The 24,432-nt window shown below is 70.4% G+C and carries 27 protein-coding genes and 1 pseudogene; 10 read left to right on the top strand and 18 right to left on the bottom strand.

Going from position 1 to position 24,432, the window contains the following annotated elements; all coding sequences use genetic code 11:
* Position 1 precedes the first annotated feature (1 nt).
* On the bottom strand, positions 2 to 1,009 hold the full coding sequence (gene moaA, locus ACGFMK_RS01755) for a GTP 3',8-cyclase MoaA (protein ID WP_392756852.1): 1,008 nt from the start codon (positions 1,007 to 1,009) through the stop codon (positions 2 to 4).
* 171 nt (positions 1,010 to 1,180) lie between these two features.
* On the opposite strand from moaA, the gene ACGFMK_RS01750 reads away from it, so the two are divergent.
* The 5 genes from ACGFMK_RS01750 to ACGFMK_RS01730 are packed head-to-tail and all read left to right on the top strand — an operon-like array spanning position 1,181 to position 4,863.
* The gene (locus tag ACGFMK_RS01750; protein ID WP_392756849.1) at positions 1,181 to 1,669 is read left to right on the top strand and encodes a MarR family winged helix-turn-helix transcriptional regulator; all 489 of its coding nucleotides are present in this window, start codon (positions 1,181 to 1,183) and stop codon (positions 1,667 to 1,669) included.
* 33 nt (positions 1,670 to 1,702) lie between these two features.
* Entirely contained in the window at positions 1,703 to 2,107 is a 405-nt protein-coding gene (locus ACGFMK_RS01745) for a helix-turn-helix transcriptional regulator (protein WP_323324229.1), read from the top strand.
* Positions 2,108 to 2,166: 59 nt separating this feature from the next.
* Positions 2,167 to 2,973 carry a molybdate ABC transporter substrate-binding protein gene (gene modA / locus ACGFMK_RS01740; protein WP_392756845.1) on the top strand — a complete coding sequence of 269 codons (807 nt, stop codon included), beginning with the start codon at positions 2,167 to 2,169 and terminating at the stop codon, positions 2,971 to 2,973.
* A gap of 58 nt (positions 2,974 to 3,031) precedes the next feature.
* On the top strand, positions 3,032 to 3,799 hold the full coding sequence (locus tag ACGFMK_RS01735; RefSeq protein ID WP_392756840.1) for an ABC transporter permease: 768 nt from the start codon (positions 3,032 to 3,034) through the stop codon (positions 3,797 to 3,799).
* Positions 3,796 to 4,863: a sulfate/molybdate ABC transporter ATP-binding protein gene (locus tag ACGFMK_RS01730; protein ID WP_392756838.1), complete on the top strand. Its 1,068-nt coding sequence runs from the start codon at positions 3,796 to 3,798 to the stop codon at positions 4,861 to 4,863. Before ACGFMK_RS01735 ends, ACGFMK_RS01730 begins: the two co-directional genes overlap by 4 nt.
* A 9-nt stretch (positions 4,864 to 4,872) precedes the next feature.
* Here the strand turns inward: ACGFMK_RS01730 and ACGFMK_RS01725 are convergent, their stop codons facing one another.
* Positions 4,873 to 6,654: a multicopper oxidase family protein gene (locus ACGFMK_RS01725; protein WP_392756835.1), complete on the bottom strand. Its 1,782-nt coding sequence runs from the start codon at positions 6,652 to 6,654 to the stop codon at positions 4,873 to 4,875.
* Positions 6,655 to 6,847: 193 nt separating this feature from the next.
* Here ACGFMK_RS01725 and ACGFMK_RS01720 point away from each other — a divergent pair, with 193 nt between their 5' ends.
* Positions 6,848 to 7,642 carry an HAD-IIA family hydrolase gene (locus ACGFMK_RS01720; protein ID WP_392756833.1) on the top strand — a complete coding sequence of 265 codons (795 nt, stop codon included), beginning with the start codon at positions 6,848 to 6,850 and terminating at the stop codon, positions 7,640 to 7,642.
* 37 nt (positions 7,643 to 7,679) lie between these two features.
* Positions 7,680 to 8,480 (top strand): metallophosphoesterase, encoded by an 801-nt coding sequence (locus tag ACGFMK_RS01715; RefSeq protein WP_392756830.1) that lies wholly within the window; start codon positions 7,680 to 7,682, stop codon positions 8,478 to 8,480.
* Here the strand turns inward: ACGFMK_RS01715 and ACGFMK_RS01710 are convergent, their stop codons facing one another.
* The 11 genes from ACGFMK_RS01710 to ACGFMK_RS01660 form a co-directional block, all read right to left on the bottom strand.
* Positions 8,481 to 8,855 (bottom strand): YccF domain-containing protein, encoded by a 375-nt coding sequence (locus ACGFMK_RS01710; protein ID WP_392756826.1) that lies wholly within the window; start codon positions 8,853 to 8,855, stop codon positions 8,481 to 8,483. It lies immediately after the preceding gene.
* A complete protein-coding gene (locus ACGFMK_RS01705; protein WP_392756823.1) occupies positions 8,855 to 9,616 on the bottom strand; it encodes a PhzF family phenazine biosynthesis protein in 762 nt (253 codons plus the stop codon). Before ACGFMK_RS01705 ends, ACGFMK_RS01710 begins: the two co-directional genes overlap by 1 nt.
* Before the next feature lie 85 nt (positions 9,617 to 9,701).
* Positions 9,702 to 11,126 carry a hypothetical protein gene (locus ACGFMK_RS01700; RefSeq protein WP_392756821.1) on the bottom strand — a complete coding sequence of 475 codons (1,425 nt, stop codon included), beginning with the start codon at positions 11,124 to 11,126 and terminating at the stop codon, positions 9,702 to 9,704.
* A gap of 14 nt (positions 11,127 to 11,140) precedes the next feature.
* Positions 11,141 to 11,707 carry a DUF3558 family protein gene (locus ACGFMK_RS01695; protein ID WP_392756819.1) on the bottom strand — a complete coding sequence of 189 codons (567 nt, stop codon included), beginning with the start codon at positions 11,705 to 11,707 and terminating at the stop codon, positions 11,141 to 11,143.
* Positions 11,707 to 12,204 carry a hypothetical protein gene (locus ACGFMK_RS01690; protein ID WP_392756817.1) on the bottom strand — a complete coding sequence of 166 codons (498 nt, stop codon included), beginning with the start codon at positions 12,202 to 12,204 and terminating at the stop codon, positions 11,707 to 11,709. The genes ACGFMK_RS01695 and ACGFMK_RS01690 overlap by 1 nt, the downstream gene beginning before the upstream one ends.
* Positions 12,205 to 12,276: 72 nt before the next feature.
* Positions 12,277 to 12,987, bottom strand: coding sequence for an ESX secretion-associated protein EspG (locus ACGFMK_RS01685; RefSeq protein WP_392756812.1), 711 nt, complete (start codon positions 12,985 to 12,987; stop codon positions 12,277 to 12,279).
* Between the two features lie 33 nt (positions 12,988 to 13,020).
* Positions 13,021 to 14,253: a hypothetical protein gene (locus ACGFMK_RS01680; RefSeq protein ID WP_392756810.1), complete on the bottom strand. Its 1,233-nt coding sequence runs from the start codon at positions 14,251 to 14,253 to the stop codon at positions 13,021 to 13,023.
* On the bottom strand, positions 14,250 to 14,693 hold the full coding sequence (locus tag ACGFMK_RS01675; protein WP_392756807.1) for a hypothetical protein: 444 nt from the start codon (positions 14,691 to 14,693) through the stop codon (positions 14,250 to 14,252). Before ACGFMK_RS01675 ends, ACGFMK_RS01680 begins: the two co-directional genes overlap by 4 nt.
* Entirely contained in the window at positions 14,690 to 15,265 is a 576-nt protein-coding gene (locus ACGFMK_RS01670) for a 4Fe-4S single cluster domain-containing protein (protein ID WP_392756805.1), read from the bottom strand. The genes ACGFMK_RS01675 and ACGFMK_RS01670 overlap by 4 nt, the downstream gene beginning before the upstream one ends.
* Complete coding sequence (locus tag ACGFMK_RS01665) at positions 15,253 to 15,456, bottom strand: DUF2997 domain-containing protein (RefSeq protein ID WP_247058476.1); 204 nt, start codon at positions 15,454 to 15,456, stop codon at positions 15,253 to 15,255. The genes ACGFMK_RS01670 and ACGFMK_RS01665 overlap by 13 nt, the downstream gene beginning before the upstream one ends.
* Before the next feature lie 8 nt (positions 15,457 to 15,464).
* Positions 15,465 to 17,090, bottom strand: a complete 1,626-nt coding sequence (locus ACGFMK_RS01660; protein WP_392756801.1) for an AAA family ATPase — start codon at positions 17,088 to 17,090, stop codon at positions 15,465 to 15,467.
* A 129-nt stretch (positions 17,091 to 17,219) separates the two neighbouring features.
* Between ACGFMK_RS01660 and ACGFMK_RS01655 the strand changes: the two genes are divergently transcribed.
* Positions 17,220 to 18,878 carry an AMP-binding protein gene (locus ACGFMK_RS01655; protein WP_392756798.1) on the top strand — a complete coding sequence of 553 codons (1,659 nt, stop codon included), beginning with the start codon at positions 17,220 to 17,222 and terminating at the stop codon, positions 18,876 to 18,878.
* Positions 18,879 to 18,931: 53 nt separating this feature from the next.
* On the opposite strand, the gene ACGFMK_RS01650 is transcribed toward ACGFMK_RS01655, so the two are convergent.
* Together ACGFMK_RS01650 and ACGFMK_RS01645 are read right to left on the bottom strand one after the other, a co-directional pair.
* Positions 18,932 to 19,900 (bottom strand): R2-like ligand-binding oxidase, encoded by a 969-nt coding sequence (locus ACGFMK_RS01650; protein WP_392756794.1) that lies wholly within the window; start codon positions 19,898 to 19,900, stop codon positions 18,932 to 18,934.
* A gap of 4 nt (positions 19,901 to 19,904) precedes the next feature.
* Positions 19,905 to 20,507 carry a TetR family transcriptional regulator gene (locus tag ACGFMK_RS01645; protein WP_392756788.1) on the bottom strand — a complete coding sequence of 201 codons (603 nt, stop codon included), beginning with the start codon at positions 20,505 to 20,507 and terminating at the stop codon, positions 19,905 to 19,907.
* 94 nt (positions 20,508 to 20,601) lie between these two features.
* Between ACGFMK_RS01645 and ACGFMK_RS01640 the strand changes: the two are divergent.
* Positions 20,602 to 21,216, top strand: a pseudogene (locus ACGFMK_RS01640) (HAD family hydrolase); the annotation flags it as partial.
* Here ACGFMK_RS01640 and ACGFMK_RS01635 read toward each other — a convergent pair.
* Positions 21,216 to 21,452 carry a hypothetical protein gene (locus ACGFMK_RS01635; RefSeq protein WP_392756786.1) on the bottom strand — a complete coding sequence of 79 codons (237 nt, stop codon included), beginning with the start codon at positions 21,450 to 21,452 and terminating at the stop codon, positions 21,216 to 21,218. The pseudogene ACGFMK_RS01640 and the gene ACGFMK_RS01635 sit on opposite strands and share 1 nt — an antisense overlap.
* Positions 21,453 to 21,585: 133 nt before the next feature.
* On the opposite strand from ACGFMK_RS01635, the gene ACGFMK_RS01630 reads away from it, so the two are divergent.
* Positions 21,586 to 21,975: a cold-shock protein gene (locus tag ACGFMK_RS01630; RefSeq protein ID WP_323325665.1), complete on the top strand. Its 390-nt coding sequence runs from the start codon at positions 21,586 to 21,588 to the stop codon at positions 21,973 to 21,975.
* A 7-nt stretch (positions 21,976 to 21,982) separates the two neighbouring features.
* On the opposite strand, the gene ACGFMK_RS01625 is transcribed toward ACGFMK_RS01630, so the two are convergent.
* Both ACGFMK_RS01625 and ACGFMK_RS01620 read right to left on the bottom strand, forming a co-directional pair.
* Positions 21,983 to 22,471 (bottom strand): DUF2771 family protein, encoded by a 489-nt coding sequence (locus ACGFMK_RS01625; protein ID WP_392756784.1) that lies wholly within the window; start codon positions 22,469 to 22,471, stop codon positions 21,983 to 21,985.
* Between the two features lie 10 nt (positions 22,472 to 22,481).
* The gene (locus ACGFMK_RS01620) at positions 22,482 to 24,407 is read right to left on the bottom strand and encodes an MFS transporter (RefSeq protein WP_392756782.1); all 1,926 of its coding nucleotides are present in this window, start codon (positions 24,405 to 24,407) and stop codon (positions 22,482 to 22,484) included.
* Positions 24,408 to 24,432 lie beyond the last annotated feature (25 nt).

The following is a 24,432-nucleotide window of genomic DNA, read 5'->3' as shown; positions in this document are numbered from 1 at the left end:
CTCAGCCGCCGATCGCGCTCATCGGCCGGATCGGCTGTGCGAACCCGGCGTCGTTGATCTCGTGCCCCGCGAGCTTCCCCCACATTGTCGCGCGCCAGGCGTCCGCCACTTCTTCGTCGCGCACACCCGCGCGCAGGAGGGCCCGCAGGTCGGTCTCGTCGTTGCTGAACAGGCAGGAGCGCACCGCGCCGTCCGCGGTCAGCCGGGTCCGCTCGCAGGCCGAGCAGAACGGCCGGGTCACCGACGCGATCACGCCGACGTCGCCGGGGCCGCCGTCGACCAGCCAGCGCTCGGCCGGCGCGCCGCCCCGCGCCACCGGGAACGGGCTCAGCGAGAACGCCTCGCCCAGCATCCCGAGGATCTCCGACGCGGTGATCATCTCGCCGCGGTTCCAGCCGTGCTGGGCGTCGAGCGGCATCTGCTCGATGAACCGCAGGTGGTAGCCCTCGGCGAGGCAGAACTTCAGCAGCGGCACGGCTTCGGTGTCGTTGACGCCCCGCATCAGCACGGCGTTGACCTTGACCGGCGACATCCCGGCGTCGCGCGCGGCGGCCATGCCGTCCAGCACGTGCGAGAGCCGGTCGCGCCGGGTGATCTCCAGGAAGGTCGCGGGGTCGACGGTGTCGAGCGACACGTTGATCCGGGCGAGCCCGGCCGCGGCCAGGGCTGGAGCGCGCTTCGCCAGGCCGATCCCGTTGGTGGTCATGGACAGCCGGGGCCGCGGCTCGAGCGCCGTGATCCGCGCCACGAGGTCCTCGAGACCCGGCCGCAGCAGCGGTTCACCGCCGGTGAGCCGGATGTCGGTGACGCCCAGCGTCTCGACGGCGATCCGCATCAGCCGGACCAGCTCGTCGTCGCTCAGGACCTGCTCGCCCGGCATCCAGTCGAGGCCTTCGGCGGGCATGCAGTAGGTACAGCGCAGATTGCACCGGTCCGTCAGGGAAACCCGCAGATCGGTGGCCACCCGGCCGAAGGTGTCGATGAGTCGTGGGTTCTCGGGTCTGGGCACACGAGAGGAACCTCGTGTACCGGGGACGCGAGGAAACCCGAGATCCACTGCCGTCATTACGCACAGCCTAACTCTGGATCGCGCGAAGTGAGGTGATCGCTAGGATACTTTGCGGAGTGAGTGGTTCAGCGGCCGAACTACTCCTACGGCACACCGGGAGAAGGACGCGTGATGTCGAGCACGACGGAAAAGCCGTACCCGGTCTCCGAAGCGGAACTCTTCCGCTTCGCGGAATTGGGTCGCGAAAGCAGTACTCTGACCGTACTCCGGCACGCGAGGATCGCCGAGCGGATGGGCCTGTCCGGCACCGATCACAAGACGTTCGACCTGGTCGGACAGGCCGACGGACCGCTCACCGCGGGCCGGATCGCCGAGCTCACCGGGCTGTCGACCGGCGCGGTCACGGGTGTCATCGACCGGCTGGAGAAGGTCGGGCTGGTCCGCCGCGTGCGCGACCCCGAGGACCGGCGGAAGGTCCTCGTCGAGGTCGTGCCGGGGGCCGCCGACCGCTACGCGCCCCTCTTCCAGTCGGCCTTCGACGGACTTCGCGAGTTGCTCGCGCAGTTCTCACCGGCCGAGCGAAAAGTCGTCGAGCGTTATCAGAATGTCATGCTCGAACAGCTGCGCACCGAGATCATGCACAATTCGCGCCCCGCATAGCTTTTCCTCAACTGCGGCGATAATGTCTGCGTCATGCCGCAATTTCGGTTGTCCGAGGCAGCACGCCTCCTCGGGGTCAGTGACGACACCGTGCGCCGCTGGGTGCGCGCGGGCCAGCTGACCGCCACCGACGACGCCGCCGGCCGCAAGGTCGTGGACGGCGCCCAGCTGGCCGGGTTCGCCCGTGCCCAGGCGAGCGGCCCCGACGACCCGTCCGCGGTCGGCCGCTCCGCCCGCAACAAGTTCGTCGGGCTGGTCACCGAGGTCGTCGCCGACAAGGTGATGGCCCAGGTGGAACTGCAGTGCGGGGCACACCGCGTGGTGTCCCTGATGAGTACGGAAGCCGTCCGCGAGCTGGGCCTGCGCCCAGGGGTGCTCGCGGTCGCGGTGGTCAAGGCGACCACTGTCGTGGTGGAGACACCGGAAGGAAGTCGATGAACAAGCCCGCTTTTCGGGGGTCCGGGTGGCGAAGCCCCCGGCCCGGGGCGAAGCCCCGGTTGTCACAGCTTGCTCTTGCCGTTGCGGCCGTCGCCCTGTTCGCGGGCGCGTGCAGCAGCTCGGACGAGCCCAGCACGCAGACCGGCGGGTCGTCGGTCACCGCACCCGCGCCCAAGGGCACCGGCGACGCCGGCGGCACGCTGACCGTGTTCGCCGCCGCGTCCCTCACCGAGTCGTTCACCGCGCTCGGCAAGGAGTTCGAGGCCCAGCACCCCGGCGTGACCGTGAAGTTCAGCTTCGCCGGTTCGTCCGGTTTGGTCCAGCAGCTGACCAACGGCGCGAAGGCCGACGTGTTCGCCTCCGCCGACCAGACCAACATGGACAAGGCCGTGCAGGGCGGGGTGATCGACGGCCAGCCGACCGTGTTCGCCACCAACAAGCTCGCCATCGCCGTCGCCCCGGGCAACCCCAAGGGCATCAAGTCCTTCGCCGACCTGAACAAGGCCGGGCTGACCGTGGTGACCTGCGCCGCGCAGGTGCCGTGCGGCTCCGCGACCAAGAAGGTCGAGACGAGCACCGGTGTCACGCTCAAGCCGAAGAGCGAGGAGCAGGACGTCAAGCAGGTGCTGGCCAAGGTCCAGTCCGGCGACGCCGACGCGGGCCTGGTCTACGTCACCGACGCCACCTCGGCCGCGGGCAAGGTCGACAAGGTCGACTTCCCCGAGGCGAGCGGCGCGATCAACAACTACCCGATCGCCGTGGTCAAGGGCGGCCAGAGTGCCCTGGCCAAGGAGTTCGACGACTTCGTGCTCGGCACGGAGGGCAAGACCGAGCTGACCAAGGTCGGGTTCGGCCCTGCGGCGTGACCGTCTCGCGAACGGCCGGCCGGGGCGTTCCCCGGCCGGCCGTTCGCGGGTTCCGTGGGTGCTCGCCGTGCCCGCCACGCTCGCGCTGGCGCTGGTCGTGCTCCCCGTCGTCGGGCTGCTGGTGCGCTCCGACCTCACGCGCTTCCCCTCGCTGATCGTCACGCCGTCGTCGCTGCACGCGCTGCGGCTGTCGCTGATCACCGCCGCGCTGTCCACTGTGGCCTGCGTGCTGCTCGGGGTGCCGCTGGCCGTCGTGCTCGCCCGCGCCCGGTTCGCCGGCGTCCGCCTGCTTCGCTCGATCGTGCTGCTCCCGCTGGTGCTGCCGCCGGTCGTCGGCGGGCTCGCGCTGCTCTACCTGCTCGGCCGCAAGGGCTTCCTCGGCATGCTGATCACCACGCTGACCGGGGAGTCGGTGCCGTTCACCACGACCGCGGTGGTCATCGCGCAGACGTTCGTCGCGATGCCGTTCCTCGTGGTCAGCCTCGAAGGGGCGCTGCGCGGCTCCGGCGACCGCTTCGAGCAGGTCGCCGCGACGCTCGGCGCGCGGCCCTGGACCGTCTTCCGCCGGGTCACCCTGCCGCTGCTGCTGCCCGCCCTCGGCTCCGGCGTCGTCCTCAGCTTCGCCCGCGCGCTCGGCGAGTTCGGCGCGACGATCACCTTCGCCGGCAGCCTCGAGGACGTCACGCGCACGCTGCCGCTCGAGGTCTACACGCAGGCCGAAGTGGACGTCGACAGCGCGGTGGCGCTCGCCCTGCTGCTCATCGTCGTGGCGGTCGTCGTGATCGCCGTCGCGCGCCCGCGCTCGTGGGAAGGCGGCCTGCGATGAGCCTGGCCGCGCGGATCGACGTCGTCCGCGGCTCGTTCGAGCTGTCGGTGGACCTCGACGTGCCCACCGGGACGGTGCTGGCGCTGCTGGGCCCGAACGGTTCCGGCAAGTCGACGGTGCTGGGCTGCCTGGCCGGGCTGGTCGCGCCCCGGTCCGCGGAGATCACCGTGGCCGGGCGTTCACTGGCCGAGCTGGCACCGCACCGGCGGGGCATCGGGCTGCTCTCGCAGGACGCCCTGCTCTTCCCGCACCTGTCCGCAGTGGACAACGTCGCCTTCTCGCCGCGCTCGACCGGCGCCGGCCGCCGCGCCGCCCGCGACCTCGCCTACTTCTGGCTGGCCGAAGTGGACGCCGTCGGGCTCGCCGACCGGCGCCCCGGCCAGCTGTCCGGCGGGCAGGCCCAGCGGGTCGCGATCGCCAGGGCGCTCGCCGCCCAGCCGGACCTCCTGCTGCTCGACGAGCCGTTCGCCGCCCTCGACGTCGACGCCGCGCCCGCCATCCGCGGCCTGCTGCGACGGGTCCTGAAGACCGGCCCCACGACCGTCCTGGTGACGCACGACCCGCTCGACGCGCTCGCGCTCGCCGACCACGTCGCGGTGATGAACGACGGCCGGATCGTCGAACACGGCCCGACCCGTGACGTGCTGTCCGCCCCGCGAACGGCGTTCACCGCACGGATCGCCGGCCTCAACCTGGTTGCCGGCACGGCGGTCGAAGGCGGCCTGCGGACGCCTTCGGGTGACGTCGTTTCCGGCATCCCGGCGTCCGACGTGGTCCAGGGCGAGTCGGCCGTCGCGGTGTTCCCGCCGAACGCCGTCGCGGTCTACCCGCACGACGGCGACCACCGGGGGAGCCCGCGCAACACGGCCGACGCCGTCGTCGCGGCGCTGGAACCGCACGGGCCGGTGATCCGCGTGCGGGCCGAGGCCGGCGGTTGGGCGCACGGCCTCACCGCCGACCTCACCCCGGCCGCCGTGGCCGAGCTCGCGCTGGAGCCCGGCTCGGCGGTGACGCTGTCGGTGAAGGCCGCGACCGTGAGCGTGCACCCGGCCGCGACCTCCTGACCCGGCCGCTCAGCCGTCGTGGTGGTGGCCGCCGCCCGGGTGGACGTCGAACTTCGCCACCTCCGGCGGGTGCACGACGAACGGCCGCATCATGCCTTCGTCCTCGTGGTCGAGGATGTGGCAGTGGTACATGAACTCGCCGGTGCCGCCGCCGAACCGCCCGGCCACGCTCACCCACTGGCCGGGGTTCACGATGATCGTGTCCTTCCAGCCCTCTTCGTACTTCTCCAGCGCGACGTCGGTGAACCCGGTGAGCGGCGCGGTCGTCCGCGCCGACGCCTGGTCGAACGTCGTGGTGAAGGCCCGGCGGAAGAGCGCCTGGAACTCCGTCAGGTGGATGTGGATCGGGTGTGCCGGCCCGCCGTTCGCGACGTGCAGGATGTTCCACACCGCCCACCGGTCGTGGTCGATGAAGATGCCGGTGGTGTCGTCGAACGTCTTCCCGATCATCCGGAACGTCCGCAGCGGCCCGGCCGGGTCCTGCAGCTGGATGATCCCCTCACCGCCGGGGTCGGGGGTGTCCAGCTCCTCGAGGTCCCACATCTCCGGGTGGCCCTCGGTGTTGAGCAGCAGCGCGACCCAGACGTGGTCGTGGTCCTCCGGCAGCGTCGAGCCGTGCACCAGCCGCGTGTAGGACGTCGAGATCTTCTCCGGCAGCCGGAACGGGTCGTGCTTCGCGCGGGCGTCGACGCGGAACTCCATCAGGTCCGGCTCGACCGTGCCGAGCCGCGGGTCGGCGTTGCGCAGCTTGAGCCCGCGGCCCTTGAAGCTGCTGAAGTCGATCAGCACGTCGAAGCGCTCGGCCGGGGCCACGGTCAGGCCGGCCGCGGGCAGCGCCGCGGGCGCGGGCAGCAGGCCGCCGTCGGTGCCGATCAGGCGGACGGCGTCGTTCACCGGCTGGTTGTCCTCGTCGACCAGGTTGAGCGTGTAGAACCGCGAGTTGGCCGCGTTGAGCAGCCGGAAGCGGTACCACCGCGCCTCGACGTCCAGGTGCGGCCAGATCACGCCGTTGACCAGGTTGAACGGGCCGGTGAACGGGATCATCGGGCCGTTCGGCACCACCGGGACCTTGAACAGCAGCTGCCCGGTGAGCGCGCCGGTCGCCGGGTCGGTGTCCAGGTTGCGGTCGGTGATGATCAGCGGGATCTCGTGGTCGCCGTGCGGCAGGTCGAGCGCGTCCTCCTCGTCGTCGCGGATCAGGTACATCCCGGCGAGGCCCGTGTGGACGTTGAAGCGCGTGATCGCCATGGCGTGGTCGTGGTACCAGAGCGGCATCGCGGGCTGGACGTTCTGGTACTCGGTCAGCTGCGAAGTGCCCTTGAGGCCGGCGTTGTGCGCCCAGCCGTCGTTGCCGGCGTTGGTGCGTGCGCCGTGCAGGTGCACCACCGTCCACGACGGCAGGTCGGCGACCCCCTCGATGACCGAGTAGCCCGGGCGGTCCAGCTCACGGCCCGGGCGGCTGGCCGGCGCGTCCGTCACCGGGCCCTGAACGGCGACGAGCGGAAACTCGCCGTCGATTTCGTTCGACCACGAAATCCGCAGTTGTTTGCCGGTGCGCACCTCGATTGTCGGACCCGGGAAATGGCCCGCGTACGTCCACAACGTGCTCGGTGGCAATTGTGAGTGCAACCGCTGGTGCTTCACGACCAGCGGAATGGTGATCACGTCGTGGCCCCAGGAATGCGGCCGGAGCGCCGGCGGAACGCGCAGCGGGTCGAGGAACTTGGTGAGACCCCAGTTCGGCGCGGTGATCGGCCCGGTCGTCGCCGGGCGCTCGATGATTTCGGTCATGCGTTTTCTCCCCCTCGCTGTGCGGGGGCAGGACGAATTGCGCCACGACGTTTCCGCCGGCGACGTGCGAAGTAATTCCCCCGAACCCCCTCGTGTGCCGGGCACGCGACTCCCCTCGCGATACCCGCAATTCCCACTGTATCGCTTTTCGGTGAAGAACGCAGGTGTCTCGCGCGCGTGATAGGTTTCGCCCATGGATGAGCGCCGGTGGACGTATCTCTCCGACATGGACGGCGTCCTGGTGAAGGAGGAGCACCTCGTTCCCGGGGCGGACGAGTTCCTCGCCGAGCTGAAGTCGAACGGCATCGACTTCCTGGTGCTGACGAACAACTCGATCTACACCCCGCGCGACCTGCGGGCCCGGCTGGAGCGCACCGGGCTCGACATCCCCGAGGAGTCGATCTGGACCTCGGCGCTGGCGACGGCGAAGTTCCTCTCGTCGCAGCGGCCGAACGGTTCGGCGTACGTCATCGGTGAAGCGGGCCTGACCACGGCGCTGCACGAGGTCGGGTACGTCCTGACCGAGCGCGACCCGGACTACGTCGTCCTCGGCGAGACCCGCACGTACAGCTTCAGCGCCATCACGCGGGCGATCCGGCTGATCGAGGGCGGCGCGAAGTTCATCGCGACCAACCCGGACGCGACCGGCCCGAGCGTCGAGGGCTCGATGCCCGCCACCGGTTCCGTCGCGGCGCTGATCGAGAAGGCCACCGGGCGCTCGCCGTACTACGTCGGCAAGCCGAACCCGCTGATGATGCGCTCGGCGCTGCGCCGATTGGGTGCGCATTCGGAGTCGACGCTGATGATCGGCGACCGGATGGACACCGACGTGCATTCGGGCATCGAAGCCGGCCTGCAGACGATTCTGGTGCTCACCGGCATATCCACCCGGGAGTCGGCCGAACGCTATCCGTACCGGCCGACCCTGGTGATCGACTCCATCGCCGACCTGATCGGGCGAACCGCGGACCCGTTCGGCGAAGGCTGATCGACGTCGAAACGGAAGCAGGGCTTATCGTCAGCGGATGAGCAACTCCACGTACGTTGTCGGCGACGTGCACGGCCACCGGGATGAACTGGCCGATGCTCTGCGCGCCGAGGGGTTGGTGGACGACGAAGACAACTGGTCAGGGGGCGAGGACCAGCTGTGGTTCCTCGGTGACTTCGTCGACCGCGGCCCGGACGGGGTCGGCGCGATCGACCTGGTGATGCAGCTCGAGAAGCAGGCGGCCGACGCCGGTGGCCTGGTGCAGACGCTGCTGGGCAACCACGAGATCCTCGCGCTCGGCATGTACCACTTCGGCGACGAGCCCGTGCCGTCCGACTTCGGACCGCGCAGCTTCGCCCGCAGCTGGGAGATCAACGGTGGCCTGCTTTCCGACCAGGACCGGCTGACCCCGGAGCACATCGAGTGGCTGGCCGCGCGCCCGCTCGCCGCGCTGGCCGCCGATCACCTGCTCCTGCACTCGGACACGCTGGAGTACCTCGACTGGGGGGATTCGGTCGAGGCGATCAACGAGTCCGCCCGCGAGATCCTCACCGGGTCGGACATCGAGTCGTGGTGGGACGTCTGGCGCCGGATGACGACGCGCTACGCGTTCCGCGGCCCGGAAGGTGAGGAAAACGCCCAGAAGCTGATGGACGCGCTGGGCGGGTCGCGGATCGTCCACGGGCACAGCGTCATCGCCGACCAGCTGGGCATCCACCCGACGCAGATCGACGGCCCGTTCCTGTACGCCGGGGGCAAGGCGCTGGGCGTGGACGGCGGCCTGTTCGTCGGCGGCCCGTGCCTGGTGGTGCCGCTGCCGTACGAGCCGGAGCCGTGATCAGGGGAGCTCGACGATCTCCTTGCCGAGCGGCATCAGGGACACCGGGATCATCTTGAAGTTCGCCACGCCCAGCGGGATGCCGATGATCGTGACGCACAGCGCGATGCCCGTGAAGACGTGCCCGATCGCCAGCCACAGCCCGGCGAAGAGGAACCAGATGACGTTGCCGAGGAACGACGGCGCGCCCGCGTCACGGCGGTCGACCACCGTGCGGCCGAACGGCCAGAGCGCGTAGCGCGCGATCCGGAACGACGCGAGCCCGAACGGGATCGTGATGATCAGGATGCAGCAGATCACGCCCGCGACCAGGTAACCCAACGCCATCCAGAAGCCACACAGCACGAGCCAGATGATGTTCAGCAGCGTACGCATCAGACGTGCAGCTCCCCGCTCACGACGGTCACGGCCTGGCCGGACAGGTGGACCCGGTCGCCGTCCTGGCGCGTCCGGACGATCCCGCCGCGCGCCGACGCCTGCTCACCGGTGAGCTCGGTCTTGTTCAGTCGCCCGGACCAGTAGGGCGACAGGATGCAGTGCGCCGAGCCGGTGACGGGGTCTTCGTCGACACCGACGCCGGGCCCGAAGAACCGGCTGACGTAGTCGACGCCGTCGACGTCCCCCGCGGCGGTGACCAGCAACCGGCCCTTCCAGGTGGCCTTCAGCTCGTCGAGACGGGGCTCGAGGGTCCGGACCGCCTTGGCGTCCGGGAGGACGGCGAAGAGGTTGTCGACCCCGCGACCGGTGCGTTCGATCTCGACGCCGGGGAGGATCGCGGACAGGTCGTCGTCGGTGTCGGCGGGCGGGTCGGAGGGGAAGTCCAGCTCGACCCAGCCGTCGGCGGCTTTCGCGCGCAGCTCACCGCTGAGGGTGGTGTAGACCTGCTCACCGCCGAGGACGTGCGTGGTGGCGACGGTGGCGTGCCCGCACAGCGCGACTTCGGCCGCTGGGGTGAACCACCGCAACGACTTCGGGCCCTCGCCTGTGGTGACCACGAAGGCGGTCTCGGAGTGCCGCATCTCCGCGGCGACCGCCTGCATCCAGGCCGGCTCGGCGGGCGCGTCGAGGAGCACGACCCCGGCGGAGTTCCCGGCGAAGGCCCGGTCGGTGAAGGCGTCGACGATGAAGAAGCGCATGCTTCCACTGTATCCAGGCCTTTTGCCCTGGTGGTGGTGACGCTTTTCTCGCGGGACCAGGGCAACCCCTTAAGGGTCCTTGGGGTCAGGGCTCGCCGATGGTCGGCCGCACGATCTTCTCGCCGTCCGGCCCGCGTTCCGGCTTGAGGTCGAAGAGGTCTTCCTCGAGTTGGATCTTGTTCTTGTGTTCCTTGTCGTCTTCCTTCTTCTTGCCGGCACCGGCCGGCCCCGCGGCGGCTCCCCCTTTGCCCTTCGCCGCGGCGGCCGCGGTAGCCCCGCGCTCAAGCCGTTCGCCGGTGCCCTTGGTGCCGGTTTTGCCGCCCTCACCCGCGGTTTCCTTCGGCCCGCCGGTGGCCCCGCCACCGGAAACCCGCGACCCGGCAAAGCCACTACCGGCCCGCCCGACACCGGACTTGCCCCGCGTGATGTCCCCACCGGCACCGCCGGCCCCGGGCGCACCGCCCGGAGGGATGGCGAGCCCGTCGGGCCCCATTCGCGGAAAGGCGCTGGGCGCCGGAGCCCCGCGGAACCCGGTGTTGCCGCCGCCGAAGCCGCCGATGTTCCCGGTCCCGCTGGCGGTCCCCGGCCCCACGAAGGTGCTGGGCGGCGTCGTCGCCGGAGGTGTGGTGCCGGGGAAGCCGCCGCTGGTCCCGCCGGTACCGCCGACCCCGCTGAAGCCGCCCGTCCCACCGGTTCCGCCGGTGCCGCCGAGGGTGGGGGTGCCGGTGAAGCTGGTGCTGCTGGTGCCGTGGAACCCGCTGGCGGTGGTGCCGTCGCTGGCCCCCAGCTGAGGCGGCGGCGAGTAGGTCGGCTGGGTGCTGGCGGTCTCGTGGTAGGTGCCGTCGAGGCCCTGCAGAACCTGCACGGCCTGCTGGTGCGCGGCATCGGCCTGCTGCTGCTTCGCGGCGACGCCGTTCATCGTGTTGCTCATGCCGACCAGATCGCCCGAGTTGTACTGCTGCTTCGCCTTGTCCATCTCGGCTTGCTGGTTGAACCCAGTGGGCTCGGGCATGTTCGTCTTGGCGTAATGCGCCGCGGCTGACTGCTGGGAGTAATGGTTCGACGCCAGCTGCATCGCGTTGCCGGTCTCCTCGGTATGACCGGCTGTGCTCTGGAAGAACGTGTTCGCCTGGTCGGCCGCCGGTCCCTGCCACTGCCCGCCGGCCGCCGTGGCGGCGTCACGGAACTGGTTCGAGGCGTCAGCCAGCCAGTTGCCGTAGACGTTCGCGACCTTGCTGCGGTCGTTGATGCCCTCAATGTCGAGGTCTTTGTGCACCATGTCGTACAGCACCTCGTGAGGGCTGTTCGCGTAGTTCTCGCCGGGGGCCGGTGCGTCGCCCCGCAGGTTCTGGCCTTGCTGCAGGAGCTTTCCCTGCGCGACCGAGTAGTCCGACGCGGCCTTCTCGGTCAGTCGCTGGCCGTCTCCGCCGTGGCCTTGGAGCTTCTGTTCGGTGGACGCGTAGTAGTCACCCTCGGACTGGCGATGCTGCGCCCGGTGCGGCTGACTCATGACAGGTCTCCGTCTCAGTTCTTCGGCAGTAGTGGCTCGACCTTCGCGGCGATTTCCTCGACCTGCTTGCAGGCGGTCGCGGTGTCCGATCCGGAGCTGATCACCAGCAAGGCCCGTGAGTCCTGCTTGACTTGGAACCGGATCGCGCATTGCCCCGGCGAGTGCTGGGGTTCGCGCTCCTCGACTGCTGGGCGCCCGTTGACGTTCCCGTCACTCGCTTGCTCGGGGTTGGTGACGTTGTCCTTGTAGTTGCCTCCGGCTTGCAAGGAGAGCCCAACGGTCACCCCCGGCGTGTTGCCGGAAGTGTCCTTGGAAGCGCCACAAGTATCTTTCGCGTCCGCGATCGTCGGAGCGGCCTTGGGGAAACCTTGCCCGGTCAAGACCTGGTCGAGAACCGTGCACGGGCTCAGTCCGGCGAAAGGGTTGCCCGGATCGCCGGCTGCGCTGCCCGAGGTGGGCGCGGAGGTTCCCGAGCCAGACTGGCTGGGGTTCGCTTGGCCGCCGACCTGGCTCGTGCATGCGGTCAAGCCGAGGGTGAGGATCAGCGCGGCGGTCGCGACCGAAGTGCGTCGTACGGTCACTACGCCTGCAGCCCCTTGTTGAGTTCGGCGAACGTCATGCTGTGGGTGTCCTCGGTTTCGCGGTAATTCTTGCGAGCGATGACCATCGCTTCACGAGCCTGCTGGACGCCATCACGCATCCGGATGAGGTTGGGGATCAGCGACTCCTCGTCGCCGTCGGCCACCTTCACGTTGAAGTCGGCGACAGCTTTGGCGTATTCGCTGCTGCCCATTTTGGCCGGGTTACCCAAAATGTAGACCTCGTGGATCATCCGGTTGTAGCCGTCGAGGAAGAAGTCGCATGCCTTGATGTAGGCCTGGAAGCCCTCTTCGTTGACCGCGAAGTGGCCGCCCTCGGCCAGCGACTTGAGGTTGTGGCCGCCTTCCGAGACCCGCTTGGCGGCCTCGGAATCCACTGGGCCGTCGACCAGGCCTGAGAGGAAGTTCGAACCGGCGTCGCCGGCCGCCGCTGGTGGGGGTGTGAACGTTCCCGGTGCGCCGAACTGTGAGCCGCCCATGACGCCCTCCCCGTCGTCCTGGGACCACCCAGCGTGGTCCCTCTGCACTGTACTAGTGACGAAGGGCCGGTGTCAGTGGCTCGCGCCACGCGCCTCGTGGAGCCAGGTGCGCAGGTGAGAACCATCCGAAGGGATGAACCGCAACCGCTCCTCGCCGCCGGGGAGCGGGTCGGTGAACATGAGGAAACGGCCGCCGTCGTTGTCGACGAAAGTGGCCGTCCCGACCGGGTGCAGGGCACCTTGACCGTGCCGGACCGACAGCTCGAACGTGCCGTACCGGTGCAGCGGCCAGGCGGAGAACGCGGCGGCCGCGTCGAGATCGCGGCGGGCCATCGACGGGCCGCGGACGAACGTCAGCTCCGCCAGGGGCACCGGCGGGTAGCTCGGCAGCATGCCGACCACCAGGTCGACCAGGCGATCTGGACGGCTCTGGGCAAACAGGACTTCTTCACCCGCAAGTTCCGAAAAGACGCCCAGGCCGTGGCCGATCGTCGCTCGGTAAAGCACCTGCCGTCCGTCCGCCAGCTCCGCCGCTCGGACGATGATCAGGACCTCCGGCTGGGTCCACGACCTCAGGGTCTGCTCGACCTCGATGTCCAGCTTGTCCGGGCCCGCCAGGCCTCGCGCCCGCAGGGACTCCCAGGACGCGGCCGCCAGGCGGTCGTGTTCCTCCAGGGTGTGGCCGGCGCTGCGGATCTCGAACGGGTGCCAGCTCGCCGGGAGACCGGTTCGCCGGACCGCGACGTCGACCTCGTTCAGCCCCAGGGCGAATTCCTCCGGCACAGTGCCGAGCGTAGCGGAACCGGCACCGGGCGCTCAGATGTCCAGCTGCCGCACGCCCGTCTCGCGCTGCGGTACCTGGCTGGCCGTCGCGCGCCCCCGCAGCCGGACTATCTCGTGTGGCTGCAGGCCCACCGCGACGCCGAACGCCTCCACGTCCGGGAAGCCGCCCTGACGCCGGCGCAGCTCCAGTGCCTGGTTCACCCGCTCGGGAGTCATTCCCTGCAGGCGCGCCAGCTCCGGGCCCGCGGCCGCGTTGACATCAACCGGAGGAACAGGCGGCGGAGCCGAAACAACAGCAGGCGGCGGCGCCAGCACCGGCGCATCAACCGGGACGTACGTCTCGACGATGTCGTTCTGCCGCACGTCGCGCGTCGCCAGCCCTAGGGTGAACACGCCCGTCCCGGCCGCTGTCCGCATCGCGACGCCGCCCCGGGCCACCGACAGGATCCGCAGGTCGGTCGCGATCACCGTGCTGCGCTCGTTGAACGTCGTGCCCACCGGGCGCAGCAGCCGGGCCCTGGTGCCGACCGTCAGCAGGTTGTTCGTCCGCCCGTCCGGCACCTCGACGGCGGCCACGACCGAGCCGTTGCCCAGGTCCGTGACGCCGTGGACGTGCGCGGTGCCCTCCCGGCGTTCCAGGTGGTCGTGAGACGGCTCCTCGTACGCCGTCAGCGCGTCGCCGGCCATCGGCGGGACGTCGCACTGGAAGCCGAGCAGCACCGTGCCCGGTTGCCCGGCCGGCAACTCCGGCAACGGTCCGGCCGGGCCGAACAGACCCAGCACCCGCATCGGCTGGCCGACCGGACGGCCGCCGCGGAACAGCCCGGTCAACGCGCCGAAACGCAGCACGCCACGCTCCAAGCGCACCTGTACGTGGAAGCCGGTCAGCTGGTCGTACGCCGGGGCGAGCACCGCGGCGGTACCGAGGAAACGGCTGGTGTCCGGCCCGACCGTGTCGTCCGTGTACAGCTCCAGCGCGTCGCCGGGGCCGAGGTCGGTGCGTCCGACCGCGACGAAGACGTCCTTCAGGAACCCGGCGTCGGTCACCGGCTCGACGTCGCTGGAGAAGAACTTCTTCCGCACCATGATCCCGAGGCGCAGGTTGTCCGCGAGGATCCGGTCGGCCCGCTTCAGCCGCGCGCGGGCGCCGCGGGCCGCCCGACCCGCGCTCACCTGGCCGCCGGGCAGCTCACCGAGGCCGGGCAGGGTGACGCTGGCGTTGAGCGCCTTGCCGAACTCGATCAGCCCGACCCTGACCTCGGTCACGACGTGGCGGCCAGGGTGACGCTGATCGACTGGTCGGCGTTGGTCCGCTCGGACTCGACGCGCATACCGGACTGTGCCGCGCGCTCCTTCAGCCGCGTGAGCACCGCCCGCTGCACCTCCGCGCCGTACGCCTCGTCGACGGACAGCACGAGCCGCTCGGCCTCGGCGGGCGTCAGGCCGGGGCCGTCGACGTGTGCCACCTGGACGCCGTCCGGGCCGTAGCCGAACGCGATCCGCCGGCCCTCCCACGCGCCGACGACGGAGGTGCCGTCGTCGGTGACCTGGGCGCGCAGCCCGGACAGCGCACGGGCCAGCAGGTCGCGGTGCCGCATCCGGGTCCGCACGACGACGACGCCGGGTTGCGCCTGCGTGTGCGCGGCGATGGTGGCGGCGTTGAGCTGGGCCAGCGCTTCGCTGCGCAGCTTGAGCGTGACGCTCATCGGTGATCCCCTTCGAGCAGCGCTTCCAGGACTTCGGTGGTGGCGAACCCGTTCAGCTCGATCGCACCGTCCGGGGCGATCGTCAGTTCCAGGCGGTTCGGGGTGGCGAAGATCGACTCGTCGTACCGGTCGGTCAGGAAGTGGAACCGCTGGTTGACCGAGCCGACCCACGGCCGCGTGGGCTCCGGCCGGTCGGCCAGAAACGGCCCGTCCACCAGCAGGTCCGTCGCATCGAGCAGCGCCGACGGCGGTAGGTCTTCGAGGACGTGGCCGGTGAACGTCATCACGGACAGCCCTTCCGAGCGCACCGCGGAAGCGAACGCGCCCAAGGGTTCCGGCTGGTCGAACGGCTCTCCGCCGAGCAGCGTGACGCCTTCGATGCCCTCGACAGCCAGGACACGCGAAACCAGCTCCTGCCAAGGCAACAGCGTGCCGCCACGGGTCGTCCACGTCTGCGGGTTGAAGCAGCCGGGGCAGCGCACCGAGCAGCCCTGCGTCCACACCGCGCACCGCAGGCCGGGCCCTTCGGCGGCGGTGACGTCGACGATCCGGTGCAGGTTCAGGAGTTCCATTGCGTCTGCTGCTGCGAAGCCGTGTTCTCCGCCTGCGCGGACGTGCGCCGGTAGTCCTCGGTGAACTCCGACGTCTCCGTCTCGGCGCCGAGCAGGTCCTCCAGCAGCGGGATGTAGTCGAGGCACTTCGAGCCGGTCACGCCGTGCGTCTCCGCACTGATCGAGCCGTCCTTGGCGATGGTCACGGTCACCCGGTGCGTCATACGTCGATCGCCCTTCCCCTCGATGGTTCCGGTCGTGGCAGCGGCTCGGGAGCGACGGCCGCGGCGACGGTGTCGTTGTCCGTGGCGGCCACCGCGCGGGTCTCCGCCCACTGCCGGATGGCCAGGATCTCGTCGGCCTGGGTGACCGACAGCGGCACCGTCGACTTCACCGCCCGCACCAGGTCGTCGCGGCGCAGCGGGCGCTTCTCGGCGAACGCGTCGACGAGCCCGGACAGCACGGCCTGCTCGATCTCCGCGCCGCTGTAGCCCGCGCTGACGTCGGCGAGCTCGGCGTACAGCGCGTCGTCGACCTTCAGTTCGCTGCGCACGAAATCGTCCGTGACGCGCTTGTTCAGGTGGATCCGCCAGATCGCGGCGCGTTCCGGCGTCGAGGGCAGGTCGACGAAGAAGATCTCGTCGAACCGGCCCTTGCGGAGGAATTCGGGCGGCAGCGAGTCGACCTGGTTCGCCGTCGCCATCACGAACACCGGCGCCGTCTTCTCCTGCATCCAGGACAGGAACGTGCCGAACACGCGTCGCGCGGTGCCGCCGTCACCGCCGCCGCCCGCGCCCGCGAGGCCCTTCTCGATCTCGTCGACCCAGAGCACGCAGGGCGCGATGCCCTCGGCGGTGCGGATGACCGTGCGCATGTTCTTTTCGCTGGAGCCGACCAGCCCGGCGAAGACGCGGCCGAGGTCGAGGCGCAGCAACGGCAGCCGCCACATGTTCGCGACGCACACCGCGGAGAGGCTCTTGCCGCAGCCCGGGACCCCGGACAACAGCAGGCCCTTCGGCGCGGCCAGGTTGTACGCCGACGCGGCGGGCGTCCAGGTGCCGGTGCGCTTGGTCAGCCAGCGCTTGAGCCGGTCCAGCCCGCCGACGGCGTCGAACCCGGTCTCCGCCGGCACGATGTCGAGCATCCCGGACCGGCGGACGGCCTGGCGCTTCTCGGCGAGGATCAGCTCCAGGTCGCTGGGGTCGAGGCCGCCGCCCTCGACCAGGGCCCTGGCGAAGGCGTTTTCGGCCTCCGGCAACGTCAGCCCGCGCGCGGCGGCGACGATCATGTCCCGGTCGTCGCGGTCGATGCTGATCCGGACGTGCTGGCGGTGCGCGGCGACCATGCCGTCCAGCAGCTCGCCGATCTGGCGCGGGTCGGGCAGCGGGAAGTCGACGACGGTGGCGTCGTGCTCCAGCTCGGGCGGCACGGGCAGCGACGGCGACACCAGGATCAGGCTCAGCGGCACCGGGCGGGTCTTGAACGCGGACGCGAGCTCACGCAGCCGCCGCACGACCTCCGGATCGGGCCGGTGCCCGCCCTCGGAAACCAGCGACGGGTGCAGGTCGGCGAAGACGAAGACGGCGGGCTCGCTCCAGCCGTAGACCCGCTCGAGCGCGGCCGACGCGCTGCGGGTGTCGGCGATCGGCGGACCACCCGCCGGGGCCAGCCCGGTGGTCGACGACCAGACGTACACCCGGCGCGGCGTGCGCAGCCGGGCGCCGTCCTCCGCGACCGCGCGGATCTCCCGCACGACCCGCTGCTCTTCGTGCGTCTCGACGACCAGCAGCGGGTACCGAGCTTGCAGCAACTGGGTCAGCTCGTCGCGAAACCCCTGGCCGGCCATCGATCGCCCCCTCGAAGTCCGTCCGGATGCTACCAGCGGCCGGATCTCGAAACGGCCCCGAGCAGTCGCGACGGAGGCGTTCGGTTCATAGACTCACCTGGCCCGACGAAGACGTCCAAGGGAGCCACCATGCCTGACGCGCCCGCCCTGCCGAGTTACGGTTCGGGGATCTCGGAGGCCCCGCTGCTCGGGGACACCATCGGCGACAACTTCGACCGGACGGTGGCGGCGCACGGCGACCGTGACGCGCTGGTCGACCGGTACGCCGGGCGCCGGTGGACCTACCGCGAGCTGGCCGCCGAGGTGAACGCCCTGGCGCTGGGGCTGCTCGCGCAGGGCGTCGGCAAGGGCGACCGGGTCGGTATCTGGTCGCCGAACCGTGCCGAGTGGACGTTCCTGCAGTACGCGACGGCCAAGATCGGCGCGATCCTGGTGAACATCAACCCCGCGTACCGCTCGCACGAACTGGAGTACGTGCTCAACCAGGCCAGCGTGAAGCTGCTGGTCGCCTCGGACAAGTTCAAGACGTCCGACTACCCCGCGATGGTCGACGAGGTGCGGGAGAAGTGCGCGCGGCTGGAGCACGTCGTGCTGCTCGGCGGCGAGAGCTGGCAGGCGCTGATGGACGCCGGCTGGCAGGGCGACCCGGCTTCGCTGGTTGAGAAGCAGGCCGCCCTCTCGGCCGACGACCCGATCAACATCCAGTACACCTCGGGCACGACCGGCTTCCCCAAGGGCGCCACCCTCAGCCACCACAACATCCTCAACAACGGCTACTTCGTCGGCGAGCTGTGCAACTACACCGAAGCCGACAAGGTATGCATCCCGGTGCCCTTCTACCACTGCTTCGGCATGGTGATGGGCAACCTGGCGTGCACCAGCCACGGCGCCTGCATGGTCATCCCGGCCCCGGCGTTCGACCCGAAGGCGACCCTCGAGGCCGTGGCGGCCGAGCAGTGCACGTCGCTCTACGGCGTGCCGACGATGTTCATCGCCGAGCTGAACCACCCCGACTTCGCGAGCTTCGACCTGTCGTCGCTGCGGACCGGGATCATGGCCGGCTCGCCGTGCCCGGTCGAGGTGATGAAGCAGGTCATCGACCGGATGGGCATGACCGAGGTGTCGATCTGCTACGGCATGACCGAGACGTCCCCGGTGTCCACGCAGACGCGCGCGGACGACTCGGTCGAGCGCCGCGTGTCGACGGTCGGGCGGGTCGGGCCGCACCTGGAGGTGAAGGTCGTCGACCCGGAGACCGGGCTGACGGTGCCGCGCGGTGAGCCGGGCGAGCTGTGCACGCGCGGGTATTCGGTGATGCTCGGGTACTGGGAGCAGCCGGACAAGACGGCCGAGGCGATCGACGCGGCCCGCTGGATGCACACCGGCGACCTGGCGGTGATGGACGACGACGGCTACGTCAACATCACCGGCCGCATCAAGGACATGGTCATCCGCGGCGGGGAAAACCTGTACCCGCGCGAGATCGAGGAGTTCCTCTACACGCACCCGGACATCCTCGACGCGCAGGTCGTCGGCGTCCCGGACGAGAAGTACGGCGAAGAGCTGATGGCGTGGGTCCGCATGCGCGAAGGCGCGGAGCCGTTGACGGCGGAGAAGGTGCGCGAGTTCTGCGAAGGCAAGCTGGCGCGCTACAAGGTCCCGCGGTACGTGCACGTCGTCGAGGAGTTCCCGATGACGGTGACGGGCAAGGTCCGCAAGGTCGAGATGCGGGAGAAGTCGATCACGTTGCTGGGCTTGGAAGCCGCGGCTTCGGCGAAGCACGCCTGAAAGCCGTGAGGGGCACCCTCAAGGACAGATGGTGCCCCTCACGGCAAAGCGCCTCAGGAGACGGCGGCCGCGGCCTCCGCGATCGCCTTCTCGTCCTCTTCGCCGAACGTGTCCTCCAGCTGCTCCGGCGAGTAGTCCAGGTCGATCTGCTCCACCGGCATGCCGCGCGCCGACTCGATCGCGCCCAGGCGCCGCTGTGCCCGGTCGGCCGCGTACCGGATGATCTCCTCCGGGTCGTTGTCGAACGGCACTTCCTCGAACTGGTCCTGCACCCACTGGATCATGTTGAGCGCGTGGGGAAGCAGCTCGCCCATCCGCTGCTGCACGGCGTCCCACAGCGAGTCGTCCGCGGCGACGTGGCGGCGGCAGGTGAACGTGCCCCAAGCCATGTGCCGGCGCTCGTCGTCGCCGATGCGGCGGACCAGTTCCTGCATGCCCGGCAGGATGTCGTGCTGGGTGCAGATCAGCTGCCACGAGTAGTAGCCGGTCAGCGCGAGGCTGCCTTCGATGACGTGGTTGTACGTCACGCTCGCGCGGATCTGGTTGAGCGGGCTCGGATCGTCTTCCAGCGCCCGCAACGACTGTGGCAGCTCCTCGTAGAACAGCTTGCGGTAGTGCGGGTTCTCCGCGACGTACGGGTGCAGGTCCTCGGTCAGCCCGACGGCGTCCATCCAGCGCCGGAACACTTCCGTGTGCTTGGCCTCCTCGAAGCAGAACTGCGTCAGGTACATCTCGTCGCCGAACCGGCCGGTCGACGACATCGCCCGCATGAACGGCTGGATGTCCTCGGTGACGGCTTCTTCGCCGGCGATGAACTGGGCGACCAGGTACGTCGTGCTTCGCTGCTGCTCCGGGTTGAGGGTGTCCCAGCCTTCGCGTTCGTGGCTGAAGTCGATGTCCGCCGGGTTCCAGAACTTCTTGTTGCCCTTGGCGAACAGCCGCAGCGGGAACGAGTCCCAGTTCAGGCCGCCCTTGCGCAGCGAGGAGAAGCCGGTCCGCAGTTCGGCGAGCGTGTCGGTCATCGTGTCACTCCATTGTGGACGAATGGTGGACGAAATGGCGGATGGCGGGAGCCAGCACGGCGGTGACGGCGTCGGCCGCCTCCGCCGCGGAGTGCGTGGGAAGCACCAGGTGCGACAGTGAAAGCCGCACGACGGTCTCGGCGAGCAGGGCGGCCGATGCGGCGGTGAGTCCCGGTTCCAGCTCGCGGTACTGCTCGGCGGCCAGTTCGGCGGCCGCGGTCAGGATCGGCTCGCCCTTGGTCGTCAGCAGCGGCAGCAGGTCCTCACCCGCTTCGGTGCCGAGCGCCGCCGCGACCAGGCGGTTCTCCCGGGCGTGCTCGATCGTGTAGACGACGGCGCAGTGGATGCCGGCCAGCAGGCCGCCCGCCGTCTCGAACCGCTGCCGGATCCCGTCGAGGAACTCCGCCGCGGTCCGCAGCGCCACCGCCTGGGCCAGCGCCGCCTTGTTGCCGAACTCGTTGTAGACGGTCTGCCTGCTGACGCCGGCCTTCGCCGCGACGTCGGCCATCCGCAGCGCGGCGTAACCCCGGTCCGGGAGCAGGTCGCCGGCGGCGTCGAGCAGCGCTTCGCGGAGGGACGCCCTGGTCCGGTCAGTGAAGCTGGTCACACCCTCACCTTGACACAGATCGCTCCGCTGTCAAGACGCTGTACATGATCGGTCTACGTGTAAATCCGTCGGTGGTGGCAGATACGGTGCAGGTGTGGGCATCACGGTGGGCTTCGACCTCGACATGACTCTGATCGACGCGCGGCCGGGCATGGCCGCGGCGATGAACGCGCTCGGCGCCGAGTCCGGCCTGCCGCTGGACGGCGACGCGTTCGCGGCCAACCTCGGCCCGCCCCTCGACGACATCCTGCGCGGCTTCGAGGCGCCCGAGGAACGCATCCCCGGGCTCGTCGACCGGTTCCGCGCGCTGTACCCGGACATGGTCGTGCCGAGCACGGTCGCGCTGCCGGGCGCGGTCGAGTCGCTGCGCGCGGTCCGGGCCGCGGGCGGGCGCACGCTCGTCGTCACCGGCAAGTACGGCCCCAACGCGCAGCTGCACGTGGACGCGCTCGGCCTGGACGTCGACGAGGTCGTCGGCGAGCTGTGGTCCACGCGGAAGGCCGAGGCGCTCCTGGCGCACGACGCGCGGGTGTATGTCGGAGATCACGCCGGTGACGTCCGCGGCGCGCTCGCCGCCCGGGCGGTCGCGGTGGGCGTCACGACAGGTCCGTGTGACCGCGCCCTGCTGCTCAGCGAAGGCGCGGACGTGGTGTTCGAGTCCCTGACGGAGTTCCCGGACTGGTTCGAACGGACTTTCGCGGCCGTGCCTTAGCTCTTGGCGCGCGCTTCCCGGACCAGGGCGATCAGGCCGAGGAGCAGACCCAGCGGCGTGATGATCCCGGCGCCGGCCGAGAGCCAGATCGGCAGGTTCTCCAGACCGGCGGCGAACATGATGAACACCGTCAGGACGGCGAGCATGCCGAGGCCGAAGAGGCCGATGCCGATCCGCATGAGGAACGGTTTACCGGGGGCGGCCACGGCGGCCTCCTTTGTCGCGGTCGTCATGAAGCAGAGGGTATCCGCCGGTATCGACTTCTCCCCAGGGCATGTGGCGAGATACGCTTCCAGAAGCGCGCCCTGGGTACGCCCACCGGGCGCGTTCGTCGTGAGCGGGACAGCAGAAGGACTGGTGAGGGAAGTGCCGACCGGCAAGGTCAAGTGGTACGACGTGGAGAAGGGGTTCGGCTTCGTCACGCAGGACGATGGTGGCGCCGACGTCTACATCCGCAAGGCCGCGCTGCCGCAGGGCGTCGAGGGGCTCAAGGCCGGGCAGCGGCTCGAGTTCGGCGTCGCCGACGGCCGCCGCGGGCCGCAGGCGCTCTCCGTCCGGCTGCTCGACCCGCCGCCGTCCGTCGCCGAGGCGCGCCGTCGCCCGGCCGAGGAGCTGCACGGCCTGATCGAGGACATGATCAAGCTGATCGAGCTGAAGGTGCAGCCGGACCTGCGGCGCAACCGCTACCCGGACAAGAAGAACACCAAGCAGATCGGCGAGATCATGCGCGCCGTCGCCCGGGACCTCGACCCCTAAACCGCCGTCAGGCTTGCGGCTGGTCCAGCCGCAGTCCCCAGACGTCGCTGGGCAGCAGGCCCGATTCGCCGGTGCCCGCGTTGAGCACGGCCGTGTACTTCTGCACGTCGACCGCCGAGATGCGGTCGGCGGGTGTCGGCGGGGTGACCGTGTAGGCGTAGCGGTCCAGCGACGTGAACGGGATCGGGTCGCTCTGCTTGAACTCACCCTGCGGCGTGACGTACTCGTAGACGATCTGCCACGGCGCCCCGGCGACCTCGCCGGGCACCGAGATCTGCACCGGCTTGCCCGGCCGGACCTTCAGCGTCCGTGCCGAGCCCTTGGCGCTGCACGGCTGCGCGAGCTGCTGCGAGTAGTCGCAGGTGAGCACCGGCGTGGTGGTGATCGTGTGGCCGTCGGCGTAGAAGGTGACCTCGGCCGGGCCGGGTGCCGAACAGCCGGTCAGCACCGCGAACCCACCGGCCGCAAGCAGGGCCACCACCCGGGAACGTCGCATGGGCCGGAGCCTACCGGCGGGCCCTCGGGTCCCCGGGCACGCCCTGGGCGGGGAAGCTGCCGGTCGGCTCGGGGCGCAGCGGGCGGTCGCCGCCGAGGCCCGGCACGAGCGAGCCGCCGCGGCGCACCAGGTACGTCTGGGTCATCCCGACCGCCAGCAGGATCGTGATCACCATGAAGCCGATCCAGTAGGTCGGCGGCAGCAGCAGCCCGACCGCGCCGCCGAAGCACCAGGCCAGCTGCAGCACGGTCTCCGAGCGGCCGAACGCCGACGCGCGCGACTCCTCGGGCAGGTCCTCCTGGATCACGGCGTCGAGGCTGATCTTCGCCAGTGCGCTGGCCGTCGCGCCGACCAGGCCGACGATGGCCGCCGTCGCCAGGCCGGGCAGCAGCGTCGCCACCAGCGCGGCGAGCACGCAGCCCGCCACGCAGCCGACGATCACCTGGTCCGGGCTGCCGAAGCTCAGCCGCGAGCCCAGCGCGTTGCCGAGGAACCCGCCGGCCCCGGCCGCGGCGCCGATGATCCCCAGCAGCAGGAGCTGCATGAACGGGCTGTGCCCGGTGCCCTCGGTCTGGGCCTTCACCGCGAACGCGGCGAACATCATCAGGAAGCCGGTGAGCACGCGCACCGAGCCGTTGCCCCACAGCGCGACGACGATGTGGCGCCCCAGCGGCTGCCGTCGTTTCTTCTCGGTCGGGTGCGCCGAAAGCGACGTCGGGACCTCACCCTCGGTCGCCTCGACCCAGGCCGGGATCCGCATCGACTGCACGGCCGCGGCGACGCAGATCAGCGCGGTGAACCACAGCGCGCCCGCGGAGCCGGAGATCGCGTTGATGCCGCTGGCCACCGCGCCGAACACACCGGCGGCGACCAGGCCGAACGTCGTCAGCCGCGCGTTCGTCTTGGACAGCGTGATCTCGGACGGCAGCACCCGGGGTGTCACCGCGGCCTTGAGCACGGTGAACGACTTCGAGAGCACCATCATCCCGAGCGCGGCCGGGTAGAGCAGCCAGTCGTCGAAGTGCAGCGCCATCACGACGGCCATCAGGCCCTGGCCGATCGACGACGCGCACATCGCCAGCCGCCGGCCGCGCTGCACCTTGTCGAGCGCCGGCCCGATCACCGGCGCGACCAGCGCGAACGGCGCGATCGTGATGAGCAGGTAGAGCGCCACCTTGCCCTTGCTCTCGCCGCTGGTCGCGGCGAAGAACAGGGTGTTGGCCAGCGCGATCGCCATCGCCGCGTCGCTGGCGTAGTTCAGCATCACGGCGTAGGTCAGCGAGGTGAGGCCGGACTTTTCGGCGCCGTCGGCCTTCGTCGCGCGCTGGAAGGCGCCGACGGCCTGGCCGGTCAGCTGCCGGCTGCGCATCGCCGCCACCCGCGTGACGGTGATCTTCTTCGGCAGCTTCGGCGTGCCACCCGGGGTGCGCGGTTCCTCACGCGGCGGCAGGGGTTCGGGCTCCGGCGGACGCGGCTCACCCGCGTAGCCACCGGTGTCGTAGTGCTCGTATTCGCCGCTGCCGGGACGCCGTTCCCCCTGGTAGAAGCCACTGGGATCGCGCCGGACCGGCTCGGTGCGGTTCGGGTCGTGGGCCGGCGGGTACGGCCGGGCGCCGCGCGGCGGCGGTGGCTGGTGCCTGGTCGGCGCGGCGGCGGTCGGGGCCTCGTTCGCGTCGGGGACGAACCCGGCGCGCGGCGGCTCGCGCCTGGGCGGCTCGTAGCGGGGCTGTTCCTGCCGCGGCGGTGACGGCGGGACGGGCCGTTCGACGCGAGTCGGGGCCGGGCGGTCGACCCGGGTGGGCGCGGCCTCCTGCCAGGACCGGGCCTGCGCCGCGCCGGGCTCCGGCGTCCAGCGCCGTTTGCTCTTCCGGCCGCGCTGCTGACCCGGCCGGCCGCGAGTGCCGTCGGAGTCGGAGCGGGAGCCGAAGAGTGCCACGTGACCAATCCTGCCTTACCCGGGG

Source organism: Amycolatopsis sp. NPDC049252, assembly GCF_043197175.1.
GTDB lineage: Bacteria > Actinomycetota > Actinomycetes > Mycobacteriales > Pseudonocardiaceae > Amycolatopsis.
This window is presented reverse-complemented; position numbering and strand designations above follow the sequence as displayed.